Genomic DNA, 18,758 nt, shown 5'->3' on the forward strand with positions numbered 1-18,758 from the left:
GTGTCTTAGGCACCTGTGGTCTTGTCAGGCCTTGCCTGAAAATCGAAAATCAGCGGCTACGGAAAATGATGCGGCCTTTGCTCAGGTCGTAAGGAGTTAACTCTACAGTTACCTTGTCGCCTGTCAGAATGCGGATGTAGTTTTTACGCATTTTACCAGAGATGTGCGCAGTCACGACGTGACCGTTTTCCAGTTCAACGCGGAACATTGTATTTGGCAGGGTATCCAAAACGGTTCCCTGCATTTCAATATTATCTTCTTTGGCCATCTAATCCTCTAAGTCTAATAACCGTGATTTTTTACGGGCAAGATAATGCCCAAAAACCCACACTAAGTAAAGAAGTGTCGCATTTTAAAGCGATCTTTCTTTAAAATAGTTGGGGATAAAATTACTGTGTTGCCACTTTCTATCGCTTAAAAAGTGGTGATTTTTCAAATGATTGAGGTAAATCAATTGACTGTGGTAACCAGCATGCTGGGTCAATCCGCAGGTCACGCCACCGATAAAGAATATGCAGAAAATCCCTGCGGGAGATCTCCGTCGCGCCAAGTGAAGCGGTGTGGTGGTTAAGTACCTGACAATCAAAAAGTTGCCCATTATAGCGCAAAAAATGAAAATAGAATGTAATAAAAGCACATTTGGATGCATCATTCATTCTACTGAACATTGACTCCCCACAAAACAGGTGCCCCATGTTCACGCCATACAAGCCCCCCACCAGCTGATCACCATGCCACGCCTCAATAGAGTGGGCGTGTCCCTCTTGGTGTAGTGCGAGATAGCCCGCTTGCACAGAGGGTAGGATCCACGTGCCTTCCTTGCGTACAGCACAAGCCGCTATCACCTCTTTGAACGCATGATTTATGGTAATGCGATAAAGGGATTTTTTTAATGTCTTGACCATGGAACGGCTGATATGCAGGTCGCCCACTTTCAAGACTGCTCGCGGATCAGGAGACCACCACAATGGGACTTCACCTGGGTTAAACCACGGAAAAATGCCATCATAGTAAGCCGCTTGTAAGCGTCGAGATGATAAATCACCGCCGATCGCCAGTAACCCATTAGGTTCCCGCATCGCTTCAGACACGGGCGGGAACAGGTATGAATCATCGTCCAATTGGTACATGGTGCACCTCAGCGAGTTTGCTGAACCAAATGACGTTGACGGAACTGATAATAACGACCTTGCTCAGCTAACAATGCCGGGTGTGAGCCTTGCTCAATAATTTCGCCATTATCCATCACACAAATGGTATCCATTTGTTCTAACCCTTGCATACGATGGGTGATCACCAGTAGCGTTTTGTCAGCACATTTTTGTTTGAGCAAGCTAAGAATTTGCTGTTCAGTATGCGCATCTAACCCTTCGGTTGGCTCATCCATTAAGATAAGTGGCGCATTGTGCAGAAGGGCACGAGCGATACCTAAGCGGCGTTGCTCACCTCCTGATAATTGACGACCGCCTTCACCCATCCATGCGTTTAATTTTAGTTGATTATCCAATAAATTATCTAAGCCCACTTGGGTGAGTACATCGCAAAGTTGCTCATCTGAGGCTTGTTCGTTGGCTAATAGTAAATTGTTGCGCAGGGTATCACTGAACACATGAACGCGCTGAGGAACCACAGACATTACGCTACGTAGCGCTTCTTCGCTATAAGCTTGAATTGGTTGACCATTAATCGATATCACGCCATTGTCTACATCCCAAGCGCGGGTGAGCAATTGAAGCAGAGTGGATTTGCCACAGCCCGTTTTCCCTAATAACGCAATGTGTTGGCCTTGTTTAATCGACAAGGAGACATTTTTCAATACGGCGAAAGGCTGTTCTGGATAAGTGAATGTGACGTTATCGATGGTCAGGCTCTCAAGAGAATCGAGCGTAGTGCCTTGGCTGACAAAGCTAACTTCCGGTTTTGCATGCATTAACTGAGAAACGCGAGTGGCTGAGGCAATCACTTGCCCCATATGTTGGAATGCGACGGCAACAGGCCCTAAGGCTTCAAACGAGGCTAATGCACAGAAAACAAATAAGGCAATCAGCGCACCGGGTTGTGTATTTCCGCCAACATGTTCAGCTGCCATCCATAAAAGCAAGGTCGCGGTTAGTCCTGATGCACACAGAATGATGGCTTGAGATAAACCTGTCAGTGCCGCTTGTTGCTGCTGGCGACCTTGCCATGAATTTTCGATGTTTGATAAATTTTGACGAAAACGCGCAGTCGCGCCAAACAAGGCTAATTCGGCTTGACCTTGCAATGCTGAAGTTAATACTGTGCGGTAATTTCCGCGCAGTTCAGTCAGTTCGCGTCCAATCGGTTTACCTGCACGATAAAATACAAATGGCATCGTAAACAGCAGGAACAGCATAACGCCACCTAATGTCCATGCAAGGCGAGGATCAAGGAAACTTAAACCAATGATCAGGATAAACGTGACAAAGAAAGCACTGACAATCGGCGAGAGAACACGCAAGTAAAGGTGGTCTAGGGTTTCGACATCCGCAACTAGTCGGTTTAATAGATCTCCTTGGCGGAAACGGCTGATCCCACCCGGAGAGAGCGGTAATACCTTACTGAAGGCGAACACGCGCAGATGTGCTAAAACTTTAAATGTCGCATCGTGGCTGACTAAGCGCTCGGCGTAGCGTCCTGCGGTACGGAAAATAGCCGCACCACGAACCCCAGCCGCAGGCAACATATAGTTAAAGAAAAATATCCCCGGTGCACCGACGATAGCCGCACCAGCTAAGAACCATCCCGATAACGTGAGAAGACCAATACTGGAAAGCAGCGTGACAATCGCCAGAATGATCCCTAAGGAAATCAAAAACCAATGACGGCGATAGAGGGCTAAGAAGGGGAGTAACACTTTCATTTTCAAAGCTCCTCTTGGCGATGAGCGAGTAACTGGGCAAAAGCACCTTCAGACTGGCTCAGTTGTTGGTAATCACCACGCTGGATAATTTTTCCGTTAGACATGACCCAAATTTGGTCGTAATCCATGGTTTCTTCCAGTAAATGGGTCACTAATAACGTGGTTTGCTGCTCAGATAATTGATTCAATGTTTCCATCACGCGCTGTTCGCTGTGAGCATCTAAGCTGGCAGCTGGCTCATCTAATAGCAACAAGCGAGAGGGTTTTAAGAGTACACGAGCGACAGCGACACGCTGGGCTTGCCCAACAGAAAGACGTGCTGCGAAATCACCTAAGCGAGTATTTAACCCATCCGGTAAGTTTGGCAAAAATTCCGCGACATAGGCTTTTTCGATCGCAGACTGAATTTCTGATTCAGTTGCATTGGGTTTTCCTAGGCAAATATTTTCCTGCAACGTTTGTTCAGGTAAATGTGGGTTTTGCCCAACCCAGCCGACCAAAGCACGCCACTGTTCAGGGCATAATTGATTGAGCTCATTGCCATTAATAGTGATGGAACCACGGTAAGGCAAGAAGCCAAGTAATAAGTTTAATAGGGAGCTTTTACCCGCACCACTTTGACCTACTAAGGCGATGCGTTGTTGCGGCTCAATGGTGAAATCGAGAGGACCCGCTAGGATAGTGCCATCATGGGAGAGAACTTCTAGCTGCTTGGCTTCAATGCGAATAGGTTGTTCATCAATTACCTTATCGCCTTGTGGTAATTGTTCGTCACCTTGACTTTCGAGTAAGGTCACCAGAGATTCCGCGGCGCCTACTGCTTGGGCTTTTGCATGATAGTAAGTGCCTAGGTCGCGCAGCGGCTGGAAAAATTCTGGGGATAAAATCAGCGCAAGGAAACCTGCAAATAATGTGACTGGCAGACCATAACTACCGAAACTTAACTCTCCAAGATAAGAGAATCCGAAATAAACGGCGACAACTGCAATGGAGATTGATGCGAAAAACTCTAAGACTCCCGACGATAAAAATGCCATACGCAGCACTTCCATGGTGCGAGAACGGAAGTCTTCGGTGGATTCACGAATCTGGGAGACTTCAGCTTTGCCACGGAAAAATAAGCGTAGGGTGTCTAATCCTCGTAAACGGTCGAGGAAACTACCACTCAAACGGCTTAAGGCAAGGAAGTTACGGCGGTTAGCATCGGCAGCACCGAGTCCTACCAGCGCCATGAAAATCGGAATTAACGGTGCGGTTGCAAATAAAATCAGCGCAGCTGCCCAGTTAAATGGGAAGATGGCAATCAAGATCATGATTGGGATGATGGTGGCTAAATACATTTGCGGAAGATAGCGAGAATAGTAATCCTGCATGTCTTCAATCTGCTCAAGAATAATCGTTGCCCAGCTTCCTGCTGGCTTACCCTTGACCCAGACAGGGCCTAACTCTTGCAGTTTATCTAATACCATACCGCGGACTTGCTGCCTGACAACTTGTCCACATCGGTAGCCCGCGCGTTCACGAAGATAGTGAACAACACCGCGTAAAATAAAGACACTAATTAATAATGCAAAGTCAGTGAGGAGTTGCTCTCGTGGAATGTGGTCCATCATGAGGGCTTGAAGGATCACAGCGAGGAACCAAGCCTGCGCAATAATTAATAAACCGCTGACTATGCCTAATAGCATAGAAATTCGGAGCCAACGCTTAGCAGGAGCGCTGTGTTGCTTTAACCAACGCACCAATTCAGTCTGTCTTGATTTATCCATAATGATTTAGTTAGCAGGTGTAGTTTTCATGTTATTGAGTGCAGTTAAGATAGTTGACTTTGTCATCAAATCTAACCGAATTTTTGCCTATCATAACAGCTTCCATCAGATATGTTACATAATAAAAGCCAGTTATTTGAATAGAACAATTTTTGTTATCGATATGTTTTATAAAGGTAAATTATATGGGCGTAATATAATTAAATTTGAACTAACAGAGGATGTTACCGTTATTACAAAGAAAAAATAAGGTGGCTTAATTTATAATTGTTAAGCCACCTACATTTTAGGTTGAAATAATTTTGGGGGATTTTTGTGTGTTATTCAGGAACAATTTGCAACCAGGTTTTTGGTTTCAACATAAACTGGTTGTTGAGTAGCTTATCCCATGCTGTTTTTTTGAATTGCATATCATCGAATACCTCTCTTTGCGTATCCACTAATTTCCATGTGTTATCCGCGGACTGCCAAATAGTACATTCATAATCAAGGGACTCGGGTATGGAGTAGCACATCACCACGTCGTCAGTCCCATCGTTGTTTGCATCGGCCATAAATCCAAGGCATTCATAATTACTGTAATAATTGGTGCAATTCCATGCGTCGCGGATTCCGTCCTCCATATCAAACCAGCTTTGTGGCAATGGTTGGCTGCCTTTGGCGATGATAAGAACGTCTTTAAGTGGTTTAGGGACATCAGAGTAAGCGCCAACTTTGAGCTGTGCTTTCGTATCAGGGTCTTGCTCCAATTTTGCTAACGCCTCTTTTCCTTGCACTCCTAATTTCTCTAAGTCATAAGATAAATCGTAGTTAATTTTAATTTTGCCTTTTTCAACAGCCGCCATAATGCTGTTGACCGCAATGCGTTGGAAATCACCAATAGGGCTATTAATGACTAAGATTGTGGCGATTAAACCTAGAATAGCGACCTTATTTATCCTACCGAGGGAGAATGCCCAGCGGCGTTGTTTTACTATGATTGTGATGCTGTAAGCTAAAATAATCAGGGCTAAAAATAGTGCAATAGTAAATGCATATAGCCTGCTCACACTCCAGCTATATTGGCTAACACGAACGAAAATACCGTACAGAGAAAGTGCAGAAAATGCATTTAGTAGAACGATGCTGATCAGTACAAAGCCATTGATAATAGGTTTAAATTGGAATTGGGTTGTGCCATCGCCATAAAGGGCATTAATAAATATAATATTTAAAATCACAAAGCAAAGCATGGTGCCAGAACCTAGCTCTGAAGCTGTGTAATGCACACCAGTTAATATGGATACAACCAAGCCAGCTAAGAAAATTACGGCGATTAAACTGAGTAAGGGTAGGAAAAATTGCGAGAAATATTTGGCGATGTTGTTCAGTTGCATCACCAATTTGGAACGTAAAAAGAGCAAGCTAGTATTAAAACCAACTAAAAATGCTATCCAAAGGACAATATAGTGACCAAGAAATTGGCTGAGTGTTGATAGATTGACAATGCCGAATAAAAAGCTGGCTTGCTTGACAATCAGCGCTAGTAAGCCCCCAATGGCACAGGCGAAAAGACCAAATAAGGTGTTACGGAAATAGTGCCCGACTAAGCAGCTGTAATCAGCTTTCCAGGTTCCTGTGGCTTGGCGGTTTTGCATCCAAGGCAATATGAAAAAAATCAGGACAGTGAGCGTCGTAATAGAGAGGAATGGGTCATTGTTATCAGAAGTACCAATATCAAGGCTTTGCCAAGTATTGATCCAAAAAACAAGCACAATCGTTAGGATAATATTGAAATAAAACACCGCTTGCTTGGCATTGGTAATAAGAAAGCTGATAACCGAAGGAACAAAAATAGCCAACATCATGGGTAAATAAGCCCATGTAGGGCTTAATGGAATTTCTATGGAATAATCAAGAGTGGCGGTGATGACAATTCCTTGAATAACCGATAGCAAGATAACAATGAAATACGCCAGCTTATTAAGTGAACCCATAAAGTTGGGCTCTTTTTGCGTTTGAGGCTCCATGTCACTTCCTTATTTGAATGAACAAGATAATTAAATTGAGTATAGGCATGGGGTAAAAAGAGGAATATAAACTTGCTCCTAATTCAGAATGGAATAGCGCTTTATTTTTAAAATAGGAATAAATAAAAAGCCCCATTCTATTTCGCTGCGAACTTAATGAACGACAACGCAAAAATGGGGCTTCTATTTTTAGATTAAAAAATTATTTCTTGTCTGCTAACCCGTCTAGGTAACGTTCCGCATCTAATGCTGCCATGCAGCCAGTACCGGCTGAAGTAATTGCTTGGCGGTAGATGTGATCCATAACATCGCCAGCAGCAAAAATTCCTTCAACGGATGTTTGAGTTGCGTTACCGTTGGTGCCGGATTGCACTTTAATATAGCCATTATTTAAGGCTAACTGACCGTCAAAAATTGCGGTGTTAGGGCTATGGCCGATAGCAATAAAGGCGCCCATAACAGCAACATCTTCTGTTTTATCGGTTTTGGTACAACGTAAACGAACGCCTGTAACGCCCATATCATCGCCCAGAACTTCGTCTAATGTATTGTCGGTATGCAGAACGATGTTCCCATTTTCAACTTTATCCATCAGGCGATTAACTAGAATTTTTTCCGCTCTAAAGCTATCGCGGCGGTGAATCAAATGTACTTCAGACGCGATATTAGAAAGATACAGCGCTTCTTCAACGGCAGTATTACCACCACCGACAACCGCAACTTTTTGGTTACGATAGAAGAAACCGTCACAAGTTGCACAAGCAGAAACACCGCGACCTTTAAATGCTTCTTCTGATGGTAGACCGATGTAACGAGCAGACGCGCCTGTCGCAATGATCAATGCGTCACACGTATATTCTGTATCATCACCAAACAGGCGGAAAGGGCGCTGCTGGAAATCCACTTTTGTAATGTGGTCGTTGATGATTTCAGTTTCGAATTTTTCCGCATGAGCATGCATGCGTTCCATGAGTCCTGGACCTGTTAAACCTTCAGGATCACCCGGCCAGTTTTCAACTTCCGTGGTTGTGGTTAATTGGCCGCCTTTTTCCACCCCAGTAATCAGTGCAGGGTGTAAATTTGCGCGAGCTGCGTAAACGGCTGCGGTATAACCTGCAGGGCCTGAACCTAAAATGATTAACTTACGATGTGTGGTTGTGCTCATGAATTCCTCTTTTTAGTCTCAAAAAAGCATAAGGACGATTGTAGGAGAAATAGGGGGGTAACAAAAGTGATTTAACCATTCATTGATGTGGAGGGGACAAATTTTTCTGATAGGTAATACCAATTAAGAGTTAAAAAATGAGAGGGAAAGTGCTTTAATCACGAAACGGTAATTTTAGGAATTATCTTGAATTGCGTCTGCGAAACGTTTTACTGAAAAAAAAACCGAAATCTTGTACTGATTTTTATTCATTTACTTTGACAATCGGCTGCGCATTTGCGAAAACATCTATCTAAGAGTTAATTATCTAGCAGGTCAATGGAAATGGCGTATTTTTGTTCTTACTGGAAAATTAACTTTACGTCACACATTCAAGCAATGTCGCGACGATTGTAAGCCGCTCCAAAAGTAAATATGTTTCGGTTTACGAGAACTTCAGTTATGACGAATAGAATAGGTTCCACGCCCGCTAGTCCGCTTAGGAAGACTGACGTATAGATGGTGCCGTTTTATAAGATGTAGAAAATAACAATTAAAGAAAGAGAGATAAGAGATGATTGACAATAAAAAGCGTCCTGGCAAAGACCTTGACCGTATTGACAGGAATATACTGAACGAATTGCAAAAAGACGGGCGTATCTCTAACGTTGAACTATCTAAGCGTGTTGGTTTATCTCCAACGCCATGTTTAGAGCGTGTTCGTCGTCTTGAAAGACAGGGTTTCATTTCTGGTTATACCGCACTGTTGAATCCACATTATTTAGATGCATCGCTGCTGGTTTTCGTTGAAATCACTTTAAACCGTGGCGCGCCAGATGTGTTCGAACAATTCAACACAGCAGTTCAAAAACTTGAAGAAATTCAAGAGTGTCACCTCGTTTCCGGTGACTTTGACTATCTGTTGAAAACGCGTGTGCCAGATATGTCCGCATATCGTAAACTGCTAGGTGAAACGTTATTACGCCTTCCGGGTGTAAATGACACTCGTACCTACGTAGTTATGGAAGAAGTGAAACAAAGCAACCGCTTAGTGATTAAAACTCGCTAATTGCGCTTTGTGTGCATCATTCCTGCACAGCAATCTGCATTGTTGTCGCACTGCTGTTTCAACGCTGGGTTTACTCAGCGTTGTTCCGTTTTTAAGCACCATGATTTTTCTCTTTAATTCTCCCAATGGTTCTTTTTCGAACATTCTCTCGTCACTGTCTGCGATAGACTCAAAATTAGTCAGAAATTTTCATTTCAATTTATTGATTTTAAAGCTATAAACAATTAAGAATTTTGACCTTAAATAGAGTTTGAAACCCTATTCGTAAGATGAAATACTGAGTCTTATGGTCTCTATGGTGTGATAATTTGTCTTAATCGTCTTAATGCAGGCGCGTTTAGGGGATTAGTGTTAGAATAATCATAGGATAATCACGTATTAAGCAAGAACATCAGTCAGTAAAGAAACAATAATGAGCCAAGAATATACCGAAGATAAGTACATCAAATTTAAAAAGCTCAGTAGCGGCAGACGGCTATTAGAGGTGATTTTGTTGGCAATCTGCCTCTGTGCGATTTTTCTTATGGTCGCGCTATGGAGTTTTAATCCTTCTGACCCGAGTTGGTCGCAAACTAACTGGGATGCCCCCGTTAAAAATTTAGGGGGAAGTATTGGCTCATGGAGTGCGGATATCCTGTTTTCTGCATTTGGTATTCTCGCGTTTGCGATCCCGCCATTATTGTTACTCGGGTGTTGGGCAATTTATCACTATGAAAGCCAACGCCGCTATATTGACTTTTTCTCGCTCTCTTTACGCCTCATTGGCGGGTTAGCGCTGATCCTTTCATCTTGTGGTTTAGCCGCGCTCAACTTTGATGATTTACCCAACTTCGCCTCTGGCGGGGTCATTGGTAGTGTATTCAGTAATGCAATTATGCCGTGGTTTAACTCATTGGGCGCTACCTTGGCGCTGTTATTCCTCTGGGCAATCAGTTTCACCCTATTCACGGGTTGGTCTTGGCTGACGATCGCAGAAAAAATAGGGGCAGGGATATTACTTCCTATCACATTGCTAACAAACCGTGCCCGTGGTGATGAACTTGATGACTACGATTATGATGTTGAAGAGACGGAAGAGGCGCTACAGCGTGCTCAAATCGCTGAACATCAAGCAAATGATGAAAACCAACAATTTGATGCGGATGATGTTCTGTTTTCCGCCCCAACAGTCTCTGAGCTCGTTTCTGAGGATGTGCAGCTTGCGACTGAGCCACAGGTTATGGCGGATCCTCTATTAACGGCTGCGCCGCAATCCATTATTGAGCAAGCCCAGCCAAGCGCTTCTTTGGCAGAGCAGCCTACCTTTATTGCTCAACCAGCAGAAAATACAGCTTTACCGACATTTTCCGCGACAGAAGAGCCTTCAGCGACCAAAGAGCCGCAAACTTACCATTTTGAAGTGCCTGATGATTATCAGCCTCAAGTGGCACCGACTCAGGCATCTTCTCCTGCGCCTGTTATGCCTCAAGAACCAACATTTACGCCTGAGCCCGTTTTTGCTCCGGAACCTGTTTTTGAGTCTAAGCCTACAGCCCCAGTATTTACATCGCCACAGTTTACGCCTTTAGAGCCAACCATTGATATGGGAAGCCCTGACGTGAGTGAATCCTCGGTAACTAGCCGTGTTGCCGATCCTGCGGCGTTAGCAGCTGCGGGTATTTCGATTGCAGCGATGGAACGCCACGCGCAAGTGAAAAAGAATCTGGAGCCAGAATTACCTCGTCCAAATCCAGTTCGTTTACCGACTCGCCGTGAGCTGTATGGTATTCGTATTCCATCTCAGCGTGATGCAGAGCTTCAACGTCGTCAAGAAGAGGCCTCTCAGCGTGAGCAGGTATATCAGCAATGGTCTGCGACTGAAGAACCTGAAAATGAAGTGAAAACTAATGATGAGCTAGAGCAAGAAAGGTTGTTGCGCGTTCAATTCTTAGAGCAGCAACGTCAACGCTACGGCGAGCCAGATACGGATATGCAGGAGTTTGACGCTGCATTCCAGGTTAACCAGCCTGCGGTTGATTCTGTTGCCGCTTCAGATATTGCGCCAGAGCCAGAAACTCATCAAGATTATATGCCTGCGAGTACGTTTACTCAGCCAGAAATTGAACATCGTTGGGCTTCTGCTCCAGCATTTACGCCAGCTTTTGAGCCTACAAAGCAAATAGAGCCAACTTCACCTTCAGATATCCATCGCTTTACTGCCCATGCTGATGATGAGCATGAGCAGGATAATGATCTGGATGATTTTGAACCTAAAATTGATTTAAGTACGCCATTATCGGCATTTGAGCGTTTCTCGCCGGTGGATGATTTAGTCGATGATGAACCTGCAGCGCCGCTGTTTATGCCGTCATTTACCGAACCGCCAGTGCAAGCACATTCGATAACGCAAGAACAGCCAATAACACCGGCAAATAATGGAAATGAATTTGTTGCTCATCCTGCGGGGCAGCCTCAAACTGCAGCACAGCAGCCACAGCAGCCACAGCAGCCACAGCAGCCACAGCAGCCACAGCAGCCACAGCAGCCACAGCAGCCACAGCAGCCACAGCAGGATAGTTTATTCCACCCATTCTTAGTACGTAACGACCAACCGTTACCGAAACCAACGACGCCAATGCCGTCGCTTGACCTACTGGCGAGTCCACCAGAGCAAGAAGAGCCAGTGGATATGTTCAAATTAGAGCAAACCGCAAGGTTAATTGAAGCACGCTTGAACGATTATCGGGTTAAAGCTGAAGTGGTTGGCTTCTCTCCAGGTCCCGTAATCACCCGTTTTGAGTTGGATCTTGCGCCGGGAGTGAAAGCAGCTCGAATTTCCACGTTATCTCGAGATCTTGCGCGTTCATTGTCGACAACAGCGGTTCGTGTTGTTGAGGTGATTCCAGGTAAACCCTATGTTGGTTTAGAGTTACCGAATGAAAAACGCCAAACCGTTTATTTGAGTGAAGTTTTAGACTGTGATGATTTTAGAAAAAATCCATCGCCGCTGACGATTGTTTTAGGGAAAGATATCGAAGGTGATCCGGTTGTTGCCGACTTGGCAAAAATGCCGCACTTATTAGTGGCGGGTACAACGGGATCCGGTAAGTCGGTTGGGGTCAATGCGATGATCCTGAGTATCTTATATAAAGCGAAGCCTGAAGATGTTCGCTTTATTATGATAGACCCGAAAATGCTGGAACTTTCTATCTATGAAGGGATCCCGCACCTGTTAACTGAAGTCGTTACTGACATGAAAGATGCAGCGAATGCGCTACGTTGGTGTGTCAATGAAATGGAACGCCGTTATAAACTGATGTCAGCATTAGGCGTACGTAATCTCGCGGGTTACAACGACAAAATTAAAGCGGCAGCGGATATGAATCGCCCAATCCCAGATCCATTCTGGAAGCCTGGCGACAGTATGGATATGGAACATCCAATGCTGAAAAAAGAACCTTATATCGTGGTGATGGTGGACGAATTTGCGGACTTAATGATGACCGCAGGGAAGAAAGTGGAAGAGTTGATTGCTCGTTTAGCACAAAAAGCGCGTGCAGCCGGTATCCACCTCGTTTTAGCGACCCAACGTCCATCGGTTGACATCATTACTGGGTTAATTAAAGCCAATATTCCAACGCGTATCGCCTTTACGGTATCGAGTAAGATTGACTCGCGCACTATTCTTGACCAAGGTGGTGCTGAATCACTGCTGGGTATGGGGGATATGCTGTATCTGCCACCAAACTCATCGATTCCAGTGCGTGTTCACGGTGCATTTGTCCGTGACCAAGAAGTTCACGCTGTCGTAAATGATTGGAAAGCACGCGGGAAACCGCAATATATTGATAGCATCACGACATGTAGCGATGATAGTGAAGGCGGTGGAAGTTCAGATAATGGTGATGAGGATCTCGACCCGTTATTTGATCAAGCTGTCGAATTTGTTGTTGAAAAACAAAGGGTATCCATCTCCGGTGTACAACGTCAATTCCGTATCGGTTACAACCGTGCAGCTCGGATTGTTGAGCAAATGGAAGATCAAGGGATTGTCAGTGAACCGGGGCATAATGGAAACCGAGAAGTATTAGCCCCGCCATCAATGGGATATTAATATTTCATGTGCTAATTGCTGGTTTAATTCAAGGGGTGTATAAAGACATACGCCCCTTGTGGTATTAATTTTAAGGTCTTTTCTCGATGAAAAAAATGATGTTGTTAGGTGCATTAGCCCTGAGTTTAAACGTAGGTCAAGTATTGGCAGATGCGAGTCAAGACCTTCAAGATCGACTGAGTAAAGTGAATAGCTTCCAAGCGAGCTTTTCTCAGAAAGTAACTAGCCCAGAAGGTGATCTTATCCAAGAGGGTGTCGGTGACTTGTGGATTGAACGCCCTAACTTATTTAACTGGAATATGACTTCGCCGGATGAAAGTGTTCTGGTATCAGACGGTAAAAACCTGTGGTTTTACAACCCATTTGTTGAGCAAGTGACGGTGACAAACTTAGCTGATGCTACCCAAGATACGCCATTCCTGCTATTAACTCGCAACAATCCGCAGGATTGGAAACAGTATTCTATTGTCCAACAGGGCAATACGTTTGATCTGAAACCAAAACAATCTAACGGGACATTAAAAAGTTTCTCTATTACGGTTAACCCACAAGGGACGATTGAGAAATTTGCTGCGGTTGAACAAGACGGACAAACCAGCGCCTATCAATTAAAACAGCAAAAAAATGGCCCAGTTGACCCAAGTAAATTCAAATTTACAGTACCAAAAGGGGTCACATTGGATGACCAGCGTTCTCGCGCTCACTAATATCTAGGGAGTAAAGAGGGTCTCGTGGGTAACTTATCTCTCGATTTTTCACAAAATGAATTCCAACCTCTGGCTGCGCGTATGCGGCCAGAAACGCTTGAGCAATATATTGGTCAAACACATTTACTTGCCGAAGGTAAACCATTACCACGTGCGATTAAGGCGGGTCATTTACACTCAATGATCTTGTGGGGACCTCCGGGAACGGGGAAAACTACTTTGGCTGAAATTATTGGTCACTATGCACAAGCGGATATCGAGCGCATTTCTGCGGTAACTTCAGGGATCAAAGAGATCCGTGAATCTATCGAAAAAGCGCGCCAAAATCGCAGTGCGGGGCGAAGAACCATTTTGTTTGTGGATGAAGTTCACCGCTTTAATAAAAGCCAGCAAGATGCTTTTTTACCTCATATTGAAGACGGTACCATCACTTTTATTGGTGCGACTACCGAAAACCCATCATTCGAACTCAACTCGGCACTACTTTCTCGCGCAAGAGTCTATCTATTAAAATCCTTAGAAAGTAGTGAAATTGAAGAAGTGCTGTTACAGGCATTGGGCGATAGCACCCGGGGTTTAGGTGGACAAAATATCGTTCTTCCAGATAGTACCCGAAAAATGATCGCTGACTTGGTTAATGGGGATGCAAGGCGCTCATTGAATCTGCTGGAAATGATGTCGGATATGGCGGAGGCAGATAACCAAGGTCAACGAGTGTTAACTGCCGAGTTGCTCAAAGAAGTGAGTGGTGAACGCGCAGCGCGTTTCGATAATAAGGGTGACCGTTACTATGATTTGATTTCTGCGTTGCATAAATCAGTTCGTGGTTCAGCTCCCGATGCTGCACTTTATTGGTATGCTCGGATTATTACTGCGGGCGGTGATCCTCTGTATGTCGCTCGTCGTTTATTGGCGATTGCCTCTGAAGATGTCGGGAATGCCGATCCTCGAGCCATGCAAGTGGCGATTTCAGCATGGGATTGTTTTACTCGTGTAGGCCCGGCGGAAGGGGAGCGAGCTATCGCTCAAGCCATTGTTTATCTTGCATGCGCACCGAAAAGTAATGCCGTTTACACCGCGTATAAAGCCGCAATTAAAGATGCTCAAATGCAGCCAGATTATGATGTTCCTGAACATTTAAGAAATGCCCCTACCAAATTAATGAAAGAGTTAGGTGTCGGTAAAGAGTATCGTTATGCTCACGACGAGCCTAATGCTTACGCGGCGGGTGAAAATTATTTCCCTGAACCGATGAAAGCGACGCAATACTATTACCCAACGGCACGCGGGCTAGAAGGCAAAATTGCTGAAAAACTCGACTGGTTAGCCCAACAAGATCAAATTAGCACAACAAAACGCTATCGCTAATCGGGTCAATGCGGTAAGGTTATAAAGCAATAAAATATTCTAAATATAACGCCGGAGCGCGTTATATTCGCTCTCACAATTGACTAACAAAATCACAGGATAAGCATGCTCGATCCAAATTTACTGCGTACGGAGCTAGACGCGGTTGCTACAAAACTGGCTCGCAGGGGTTTTACCCTTGATGTGGAAAAGCTGCGTGAATTAGAAGAACGCCGCAAAGTTTTACAAGTTGAAACTGAAACCCTGCAAGCAGACCGTAACTCGCGATCGAAAACTATTGGTGCAGCGAAAGCGCGTGGTGAAGACATTGAGCCATTGCGTCTGGAAGTGAACCAATTAGGCGAAAAATTGGATGCTGCTAAAGCAGAGTTAGATAAGCTGCAACAAGAAATCCGTGATATTGCATTAAGTATCCCGAATATTCCTGATGATGAAGTGCCTGACGGTAAAGATGACTCAGAAAACTTAGAAATCACTCGTTGGGGGCAACCTCGCCAATATGATTTTGAAGTCAAAGATCATGTGAGCTTAGGTGAACTGGCTGGTGGTTTAGATTTTCCAGCGGCAGTGAAATTGACAGGTGCTCGTTTTGTTGTGATGAAAGGTCAAATTGCGCGTATGCACCGTGCATTAGCGCAATTTATGCTGGATTTACATACTGAACAACATGGTTATCAAGAGCTGTATGTTCCTTATTTAGTTAACCATGACACGCTGTATGGTACTGGTCAGCTGCCGAAATTTGGTGAAGATTTATTCCACACTAAACCGTTGGAAGAAGAAGCGGATAGCAGCACTTATGCACTGATCCCAACTGCGGAAGTGCCAGTAACTAACTTGGTGCGTGATGAAATTTTAGATGAAGATTCACTTCCTTTGAAAATGACGGCTCATACACCATGTTTCCGCTCAGAAGCGGGCTCTTATGGCCGTGATACTCGTGGCCTTATCCGTATGCACCAATTTGATAAAGTTGAATTAGTGCAAATCGTGCATCCTGAGAAATCAATGGCGGCACTGGAAGAGTTAACCGGTCACGCGGAAAAAGTTCTGCAATTACTGGAACTGCCATACCGTAAAGTGCTGCTATGTACTGGGGATATTGGCTTTGGTTCACGCAAAACTTATGATTTAGAAGTTTGGCTGCCAGCGCAAAATACATACCGTGAGATTTCTTCTTGCTCAAATATGTGGGACTTCCAAGCTCGCCGTATGCAAGCGCGTTTCCGTGGTAAGAGCGACAAGAAAACCCAACTGGTTCATACATTGAATGGTTCTGGTTTAGCGGTTGGTCGTACTCTGGTTGCTGTATTAGAAAACTATCAGCAAGCGGATGGACGTATTGAAGTGCCAGCAGTCTTACGTCCATATATGAAAGGCTTAGAATATATCGGCTAATTGATATATTTGATGTTGAAGGCTGAGCTTGGTTTTAGACTGGGTTCAGCCTTTTTTATTGTAAAAATAAGTGGTTAAGTTACAAGCTCAACACTTGAATTTCTGAATGGGACAATCCCGAAATTTGGCTAATAACATCAATACTGAGTCCCAGGCTTAAACTCGTTATGACCAGTGACCTCATGCGTTGACGAGTATTAACTATTTCTTCTTTTCTCGCCTGCTCTATACCTTGCTCTATACCTTGCTCTATGCCTTGCTCTATGCCTTGTTCTATACCTTTTTGCATTCCTTCATCCCTGAGTCTCTGTGCAATATTCATAATAGTTTCCTCATATTTTTCAGTTTGATTGATTAAAGCCTGTACTATTTGGGTGTAATCAGTGGAATCCATCACACTAAATAGATAGTTAATAATTAAAATCACATCATCTCGATGATTTTCATTTTCTTTAATCACATGTGCTAAGCGTTTAGATAGCAGAACAATGTCACCCTGTCGGGTTGAATACTTGAAAGCTAACTCCATTGCAGCCACCTTCCGGTGGGTAAGAATTTCATCATCGCTGACAGCATTTACGTCAATCAGTGGTAGGGGATTACAATAAAGGTCATGGGCTAAATCTGACCACTGAAAGCAGTCTGTCCATGAGCGTGAATAAGAGTAAGGCGACGGATCACCATGATAAAACTGAATAGGGACGATAAGGGGTAAAGCATGATGACCGTGTTGTAGATGTTGATTCATTGCGGAGAACGCGTAATGCATTAAGCGCCAGCCCATTAATTTATCTGGAGTCGATTGGTGCTCAACTAATAGATAGAAGTAACCCGAACCTTGTTTTGTTTCGACTCTATAGAGCAAATCAGATAAGCGAGAACGCAGCGTTTTATCTATAAATGAAGCACTCGTTAGTATTAAAGTATCGAAATTACAGTATTGTGTAATACGACTTGGTAAATGGGCCTCGAAGAAATCCCTTGCATTACCAAGCTTAGTCATAAAGCCTTTGAATGCAGAATCATGCGGTTTAGAAACTAAGTGAATAGACATATCGATCCTTATCCCGAGCGGTTGACGACGAGATACTAACCAATATTTTTTAAGGAGTGGAAAAAAGTTAGTCCTAATTCTAGATAATGGCTTGACTGATTAACTTTTTGTTATAAATGGTTTTATTTACTGATTTTAGTAATTAAAAAACACCTCATCGTCGTAATTCAACCCTGAGGTGTCAGGAGATAATTTTAGTCAATGCTGATGAGCTCAGTACAAAACTTCCAAAGAAATTAGTGAGTCTCGTCCGCTTTAATTACACAATCAATGAACTGGTCTGTGACTGTTTAGTATCGGTAAAAAAGATACTGCGGTACGTGCTGTAGTAAGTTGCGTACATAATTGGCATTGAGATAAATAATCCTAAGCCGAATGGGATAATGGAGACAAACATTAGCACCATGGCAATCAGGAAGAATAAGAAGCCGGGTAATAGGTTTTTCTTCACTGCCTGTAAGCTGGCGGAGATAGATGTGCCAATTTTGAAATCATGATTCATGATAAGAGCGGGAGCAAACCACGTTAGTGCAGTGCCAAATAAGCTAGCTAATGCCATGATAATGCCCGCAAATACAAATGTTCCAGTTGATGCAAACAAGGCTGCATCCGAAATACCATCGTATTGGTCAGCTTGCATTACTAAGCTAAAAATGGCCGAGCCAGCAATCAGAAAAGCAATTAACATTCCGACCATATTGGCTGCAAAGTTTATGGCACCAATAGCAAATAGCTCACCAAATTTCTTTTGGAACCCAGAGAAAAGCAAGCCAATATCCGCTTCGCCAGTTTTGCGTTGGTTTTCACAAATTGCAATGATCCCCCCGACGAAAACGGGAGTAACAAAACTCACAAACATGCTGACAATGGGTAGAAAAGCCATAGCAAAGATAATCAGGAAAAAGACAACGTTAATCAGGATCCACATACCTAATTTTTCTTTGACCAGTGCCCACGCTTGGCTAATCCATTCAACGCCTTCTCCTGCTTGAACGGCGCGAGGCTCAGGCGTAAATACAAAACTATCAACGGGCTCTTGAGGTGATGGTGTTTCAGGTGCTGGCGTTACAGGTGATATGTTGTTATCGACATGATCGTGTTCATTGTTCATGGTAAATGACCTATTCGTAGTGATGAATCAGCAATGTTTATTATAGTGTTATGCTGCTATTGATTTATAAATTAAATTTAACTTGGGGATTATGCCTAAAAACTCAACATTATCAAAGCAGAGTAATCTGGTTGCGTGAGAGTAGGCAGGATTAT

Annotated in this window: 13 protein-coding genes; 5 read left to right on the forward strand and 8 right to left on the reverse strand. The window is 43.8% G+C overall.

Translation table 11 applies throughout. The annotated features are described in order from the left end of the window. Positions 1 to 49: 49 nt before the first annotated feature. From infA to trxB, 6 genes are all read right to left on the reverse strand, one after another. Positions 50 to 268 carry a translation initiation factor IF-1 gene (infA, locus tag M5X66_RS05475; protein WP_004244560.1) on the reverse strand — a complete coding sequence of 73 codons (219 nt, stop codon included), beginning with the start codon at positions 266 to 268 and terminating at the stop codon, positions 50 to 52. 139 nt (positions 269 to 407) lie between these two features. Further along, positions 408 to 1,130, reverse strand: a complete 723-nt coding sequence (aat, locus tag M5X66_RS05480; RefSeq protein ID WP_036951842.1) for a leucyl/phenylalanyl-tRNA--protein transferase — start codon at positions 1,128 to 1,130, stop codon at positions 408 to 410. 8 nt (positions 1,131 to 1,138) lie between these two features. Continuing rightward, positions 1,139 to 2,881, reverse strand: coding sequence for a heme ABC transporter ATP-binding protein/permease CydC (gene cydC, locus M5X66_RS05485; protein ID WP_270103921.1), 1,743 nt, complete (start codon positions 2,879 to 2,881; stop codon positions 1,139 to 1,141). 2 nt (positions 2,882 to 2,883) lie between these two features. Next, entirely contained in the window at positions 2,884 to 4,650 is a 1,767-nt protein-coding gene (gene cydD, locus M5X66_RS05490) for a heme ABC transporter permease/ATP-binding protein CydD (RefSeq protein WP_108478925.1), read from the reverse strand. A gap of 320 nt (positions 4,651 to 4,970) precedes the next feature. After that, complete coding sequence (locus M5X66_RS05495) at positions 4,971 to 6,659, reverse strand: DUF7057 domain-containing protein (RefSeq protein ID WP_154637441.1); 1,689 nt, start codon at positions 6,657 to 6,659, stop codon at positions 4,971 to 4,973. A 202-nt stretch (positions 6,660 to 6,861) separates the two neighbouring features. Continuing rightward, on the reverse strand, positions 6,862 to 7,824 hold the full coding sequence (trxB, locus tag M5X66_RS05500) for a thioredoxin-disulfide reductase (RefSeq protein ID WP_132494451.1): 963 nt from the start codon (positions 7,822 to 7,824) through the stop codon (positions 6,862 to 6,864). Between the two features lie 553 nt (positions 7,825 to 8,377). Here trxB and lrp point away from each other — a divergent pair. From lrp to serS, 5 genes are all read left to right on the forward strand, one after another. Next, positions 8,378 to 8,872 (forward strand): leucine-responsive transcriptional regulator Lrp, encoded by a 495-nt coding sequence (gene lrp / locus M5X66_RS05505; protein ID WP_004918089.1) that lies wholly within the window; start codon positions 8,378 to 8,380, stop codon positions 8,870 to 8,872. Between the two features lie 409 nt (positions 8,873 to 9,281). Next, positions 9,282 to 12,965, forward strand: a complete 3,684-nt coding sequence (locus M5X66_RS05510; protein WP_442959375.1) for a DNA translocase FtsK 4TM domain-containing protein — start codon at positions 9,282 to 9,284, stop codon at positions 12,963 to 12,965. Positions 12,966 to 13,051: 86 nt separating this feature from the next. Continuing rightward, positions 13,052 to 13,672, forward strand: a complete 621-nt coding sequence (gene lolA, locus M5X66_RS05515) for an outer membrane lipoprotein chaperone LolA (protein WP_036951825.1) — start codon at positions 13,052 to 13,054, stop codon at positions 13,670 to 13,672. A 24-nt stretch (positions 13,673 to 13,696) separates the two neighbouring features. After that, the gene (locus M5X66_RS05520) at positions 13,697 to 15,040 is read left to right on the forward strand and encodes a replication-associated recombination protein A (protein WP_036951822.1); all 1,344 of its coding nucleotides are present in this window, start codon (positions 13,697 to 13,699) and stop codon (positions 15,038 to 15,040) included. Positions 15,041 to 15,145: 105 nt separating this feature from the next. Beyond that, the gene (gene serS, locus M5X66_RS05525) at positions 15,146 to 16,438 is read left to right on the forward strand and encodes a serine--tRNA ligase (protein ID WP_132494457.1); all 1,293 of its coding nucleotides are present in this window, start codon (positions 15,146 to 15,148) and stop codon (positions 16,436 to 16,438) included. A gap of 79 nt (positions 16,439 to 16,517) precedes the next feature. Here the strand turns inward: serS and M5X66_RS05530 are convergent, their stop codons facing one another. Together M5X66_RS05530 and M5X66_RS05535 are read right to left on the reverse strand one after the other, a co-directional pair. Continuing rightward, positions 16,518 to 17,492, reverse strand: a complete 975-nt coding sequence (locus tag M5X66_RS05530) for an Rpn family recombination-promoting nuclease/putative transposase (RefSeq protein ID WP_270103923.1) — start codon at positions 17,490 to 17,492, stop codon at positions 16,518 to 16,520. A gap of 259 nt (positions 17,493 to 17,751) precedes the next feature. Then, on the reverse strand, positions 17,752 to 18,603 hold the full coding sequence (locus M5X66_RS05535) for a BPSS1780 family membrane protein (RefSeq protein ID WP_036951815.1): 852 nt from the start codon (positions 18,601 to 18,603) through the stop codon (positions 17,752 to 17,754). Positions 18,604 to 18,758: the final 155 nt, after the last annotated feature.

The organism is Providencia sp. PROV188, assembly GCF_027595165.1.
Lineage (GTDB): Bacteria > Pseudomonadota > Gammaproteobacteria > Enterobacterales > Enterobacteriaceae > Providencia > Providencia lanzhouensis.

Coding starts and splice junctions, on each gene's coding strand:
- infA (WP_004244560.1), bottom strand. CDS start 268: ATGGCCAAAGAAGATAATATTGAAATGCAGGGAACCGTTTTGGATACC.
- aat (WP_036951842.1), bottom strand. CDS start 1,130: ATGTACCAATTGGACGATGATTCATACCTGTTCCCGCCCGTGTCTGAA.
- cydC (WP_270103921.1), bottom strand. CDS start 2,881: ATGAAAGTGTTACTCCCCTTCTTAGCCCTCTATCGCCGTCATTGGTTT.
- cydD (WP_108478925.1), bottom strand. CDS start 4,650: ATGGATAAATCAAGACAGACTGAATTGGTGCGTTGGTTAAAGCAACAC.
- M5X66_RS05495 (WP_154637441.1), bottom strand. CDS start 6,659: ATGGAGCCTCAAACGCAAAAAGAGCCCAACTTTATGGGTTCACTTAAT.
- trxB (WP_132494451.1), bottom strand. CDS start 7,824: ATGAGCACAACCACACATCGTAAGTTAATCATTTTAGGTTCAGGCCCT.
- lrp (WP_004918089.1), top strand. CDS start 8,378: ATGATTGACAATAAAAAGCGTCCTGGCAAAGACCTTGACCGTATTGAC.
- lolA (WP_036951825.1), top strand. CDS start 13,052: ATGAAAAAAATGATGTTGTTAGGTGCATTAGCCCTGAGTTTAAACGTA.
- serS (WP_132494457.1), top strand. CDS start 15,146: ATGCTCGATCCAAATTTACTGCGTACGGAGCTAGACGCGGTTGCTACA.
- M5X66_RS05530 (WP_270103923.1), bottom strand. CDS start 17,492: ATGTCTATTCACTTAGTTTCTAAACCGCATGATTCTGCATTCAAAGGC.
- M5X66_RS05535 (WP_036951815.1), bottom strand. CDS start 18,603: ATGAACAATGAACACGATCATGTCGATAACAACATATCACCTGTAACG.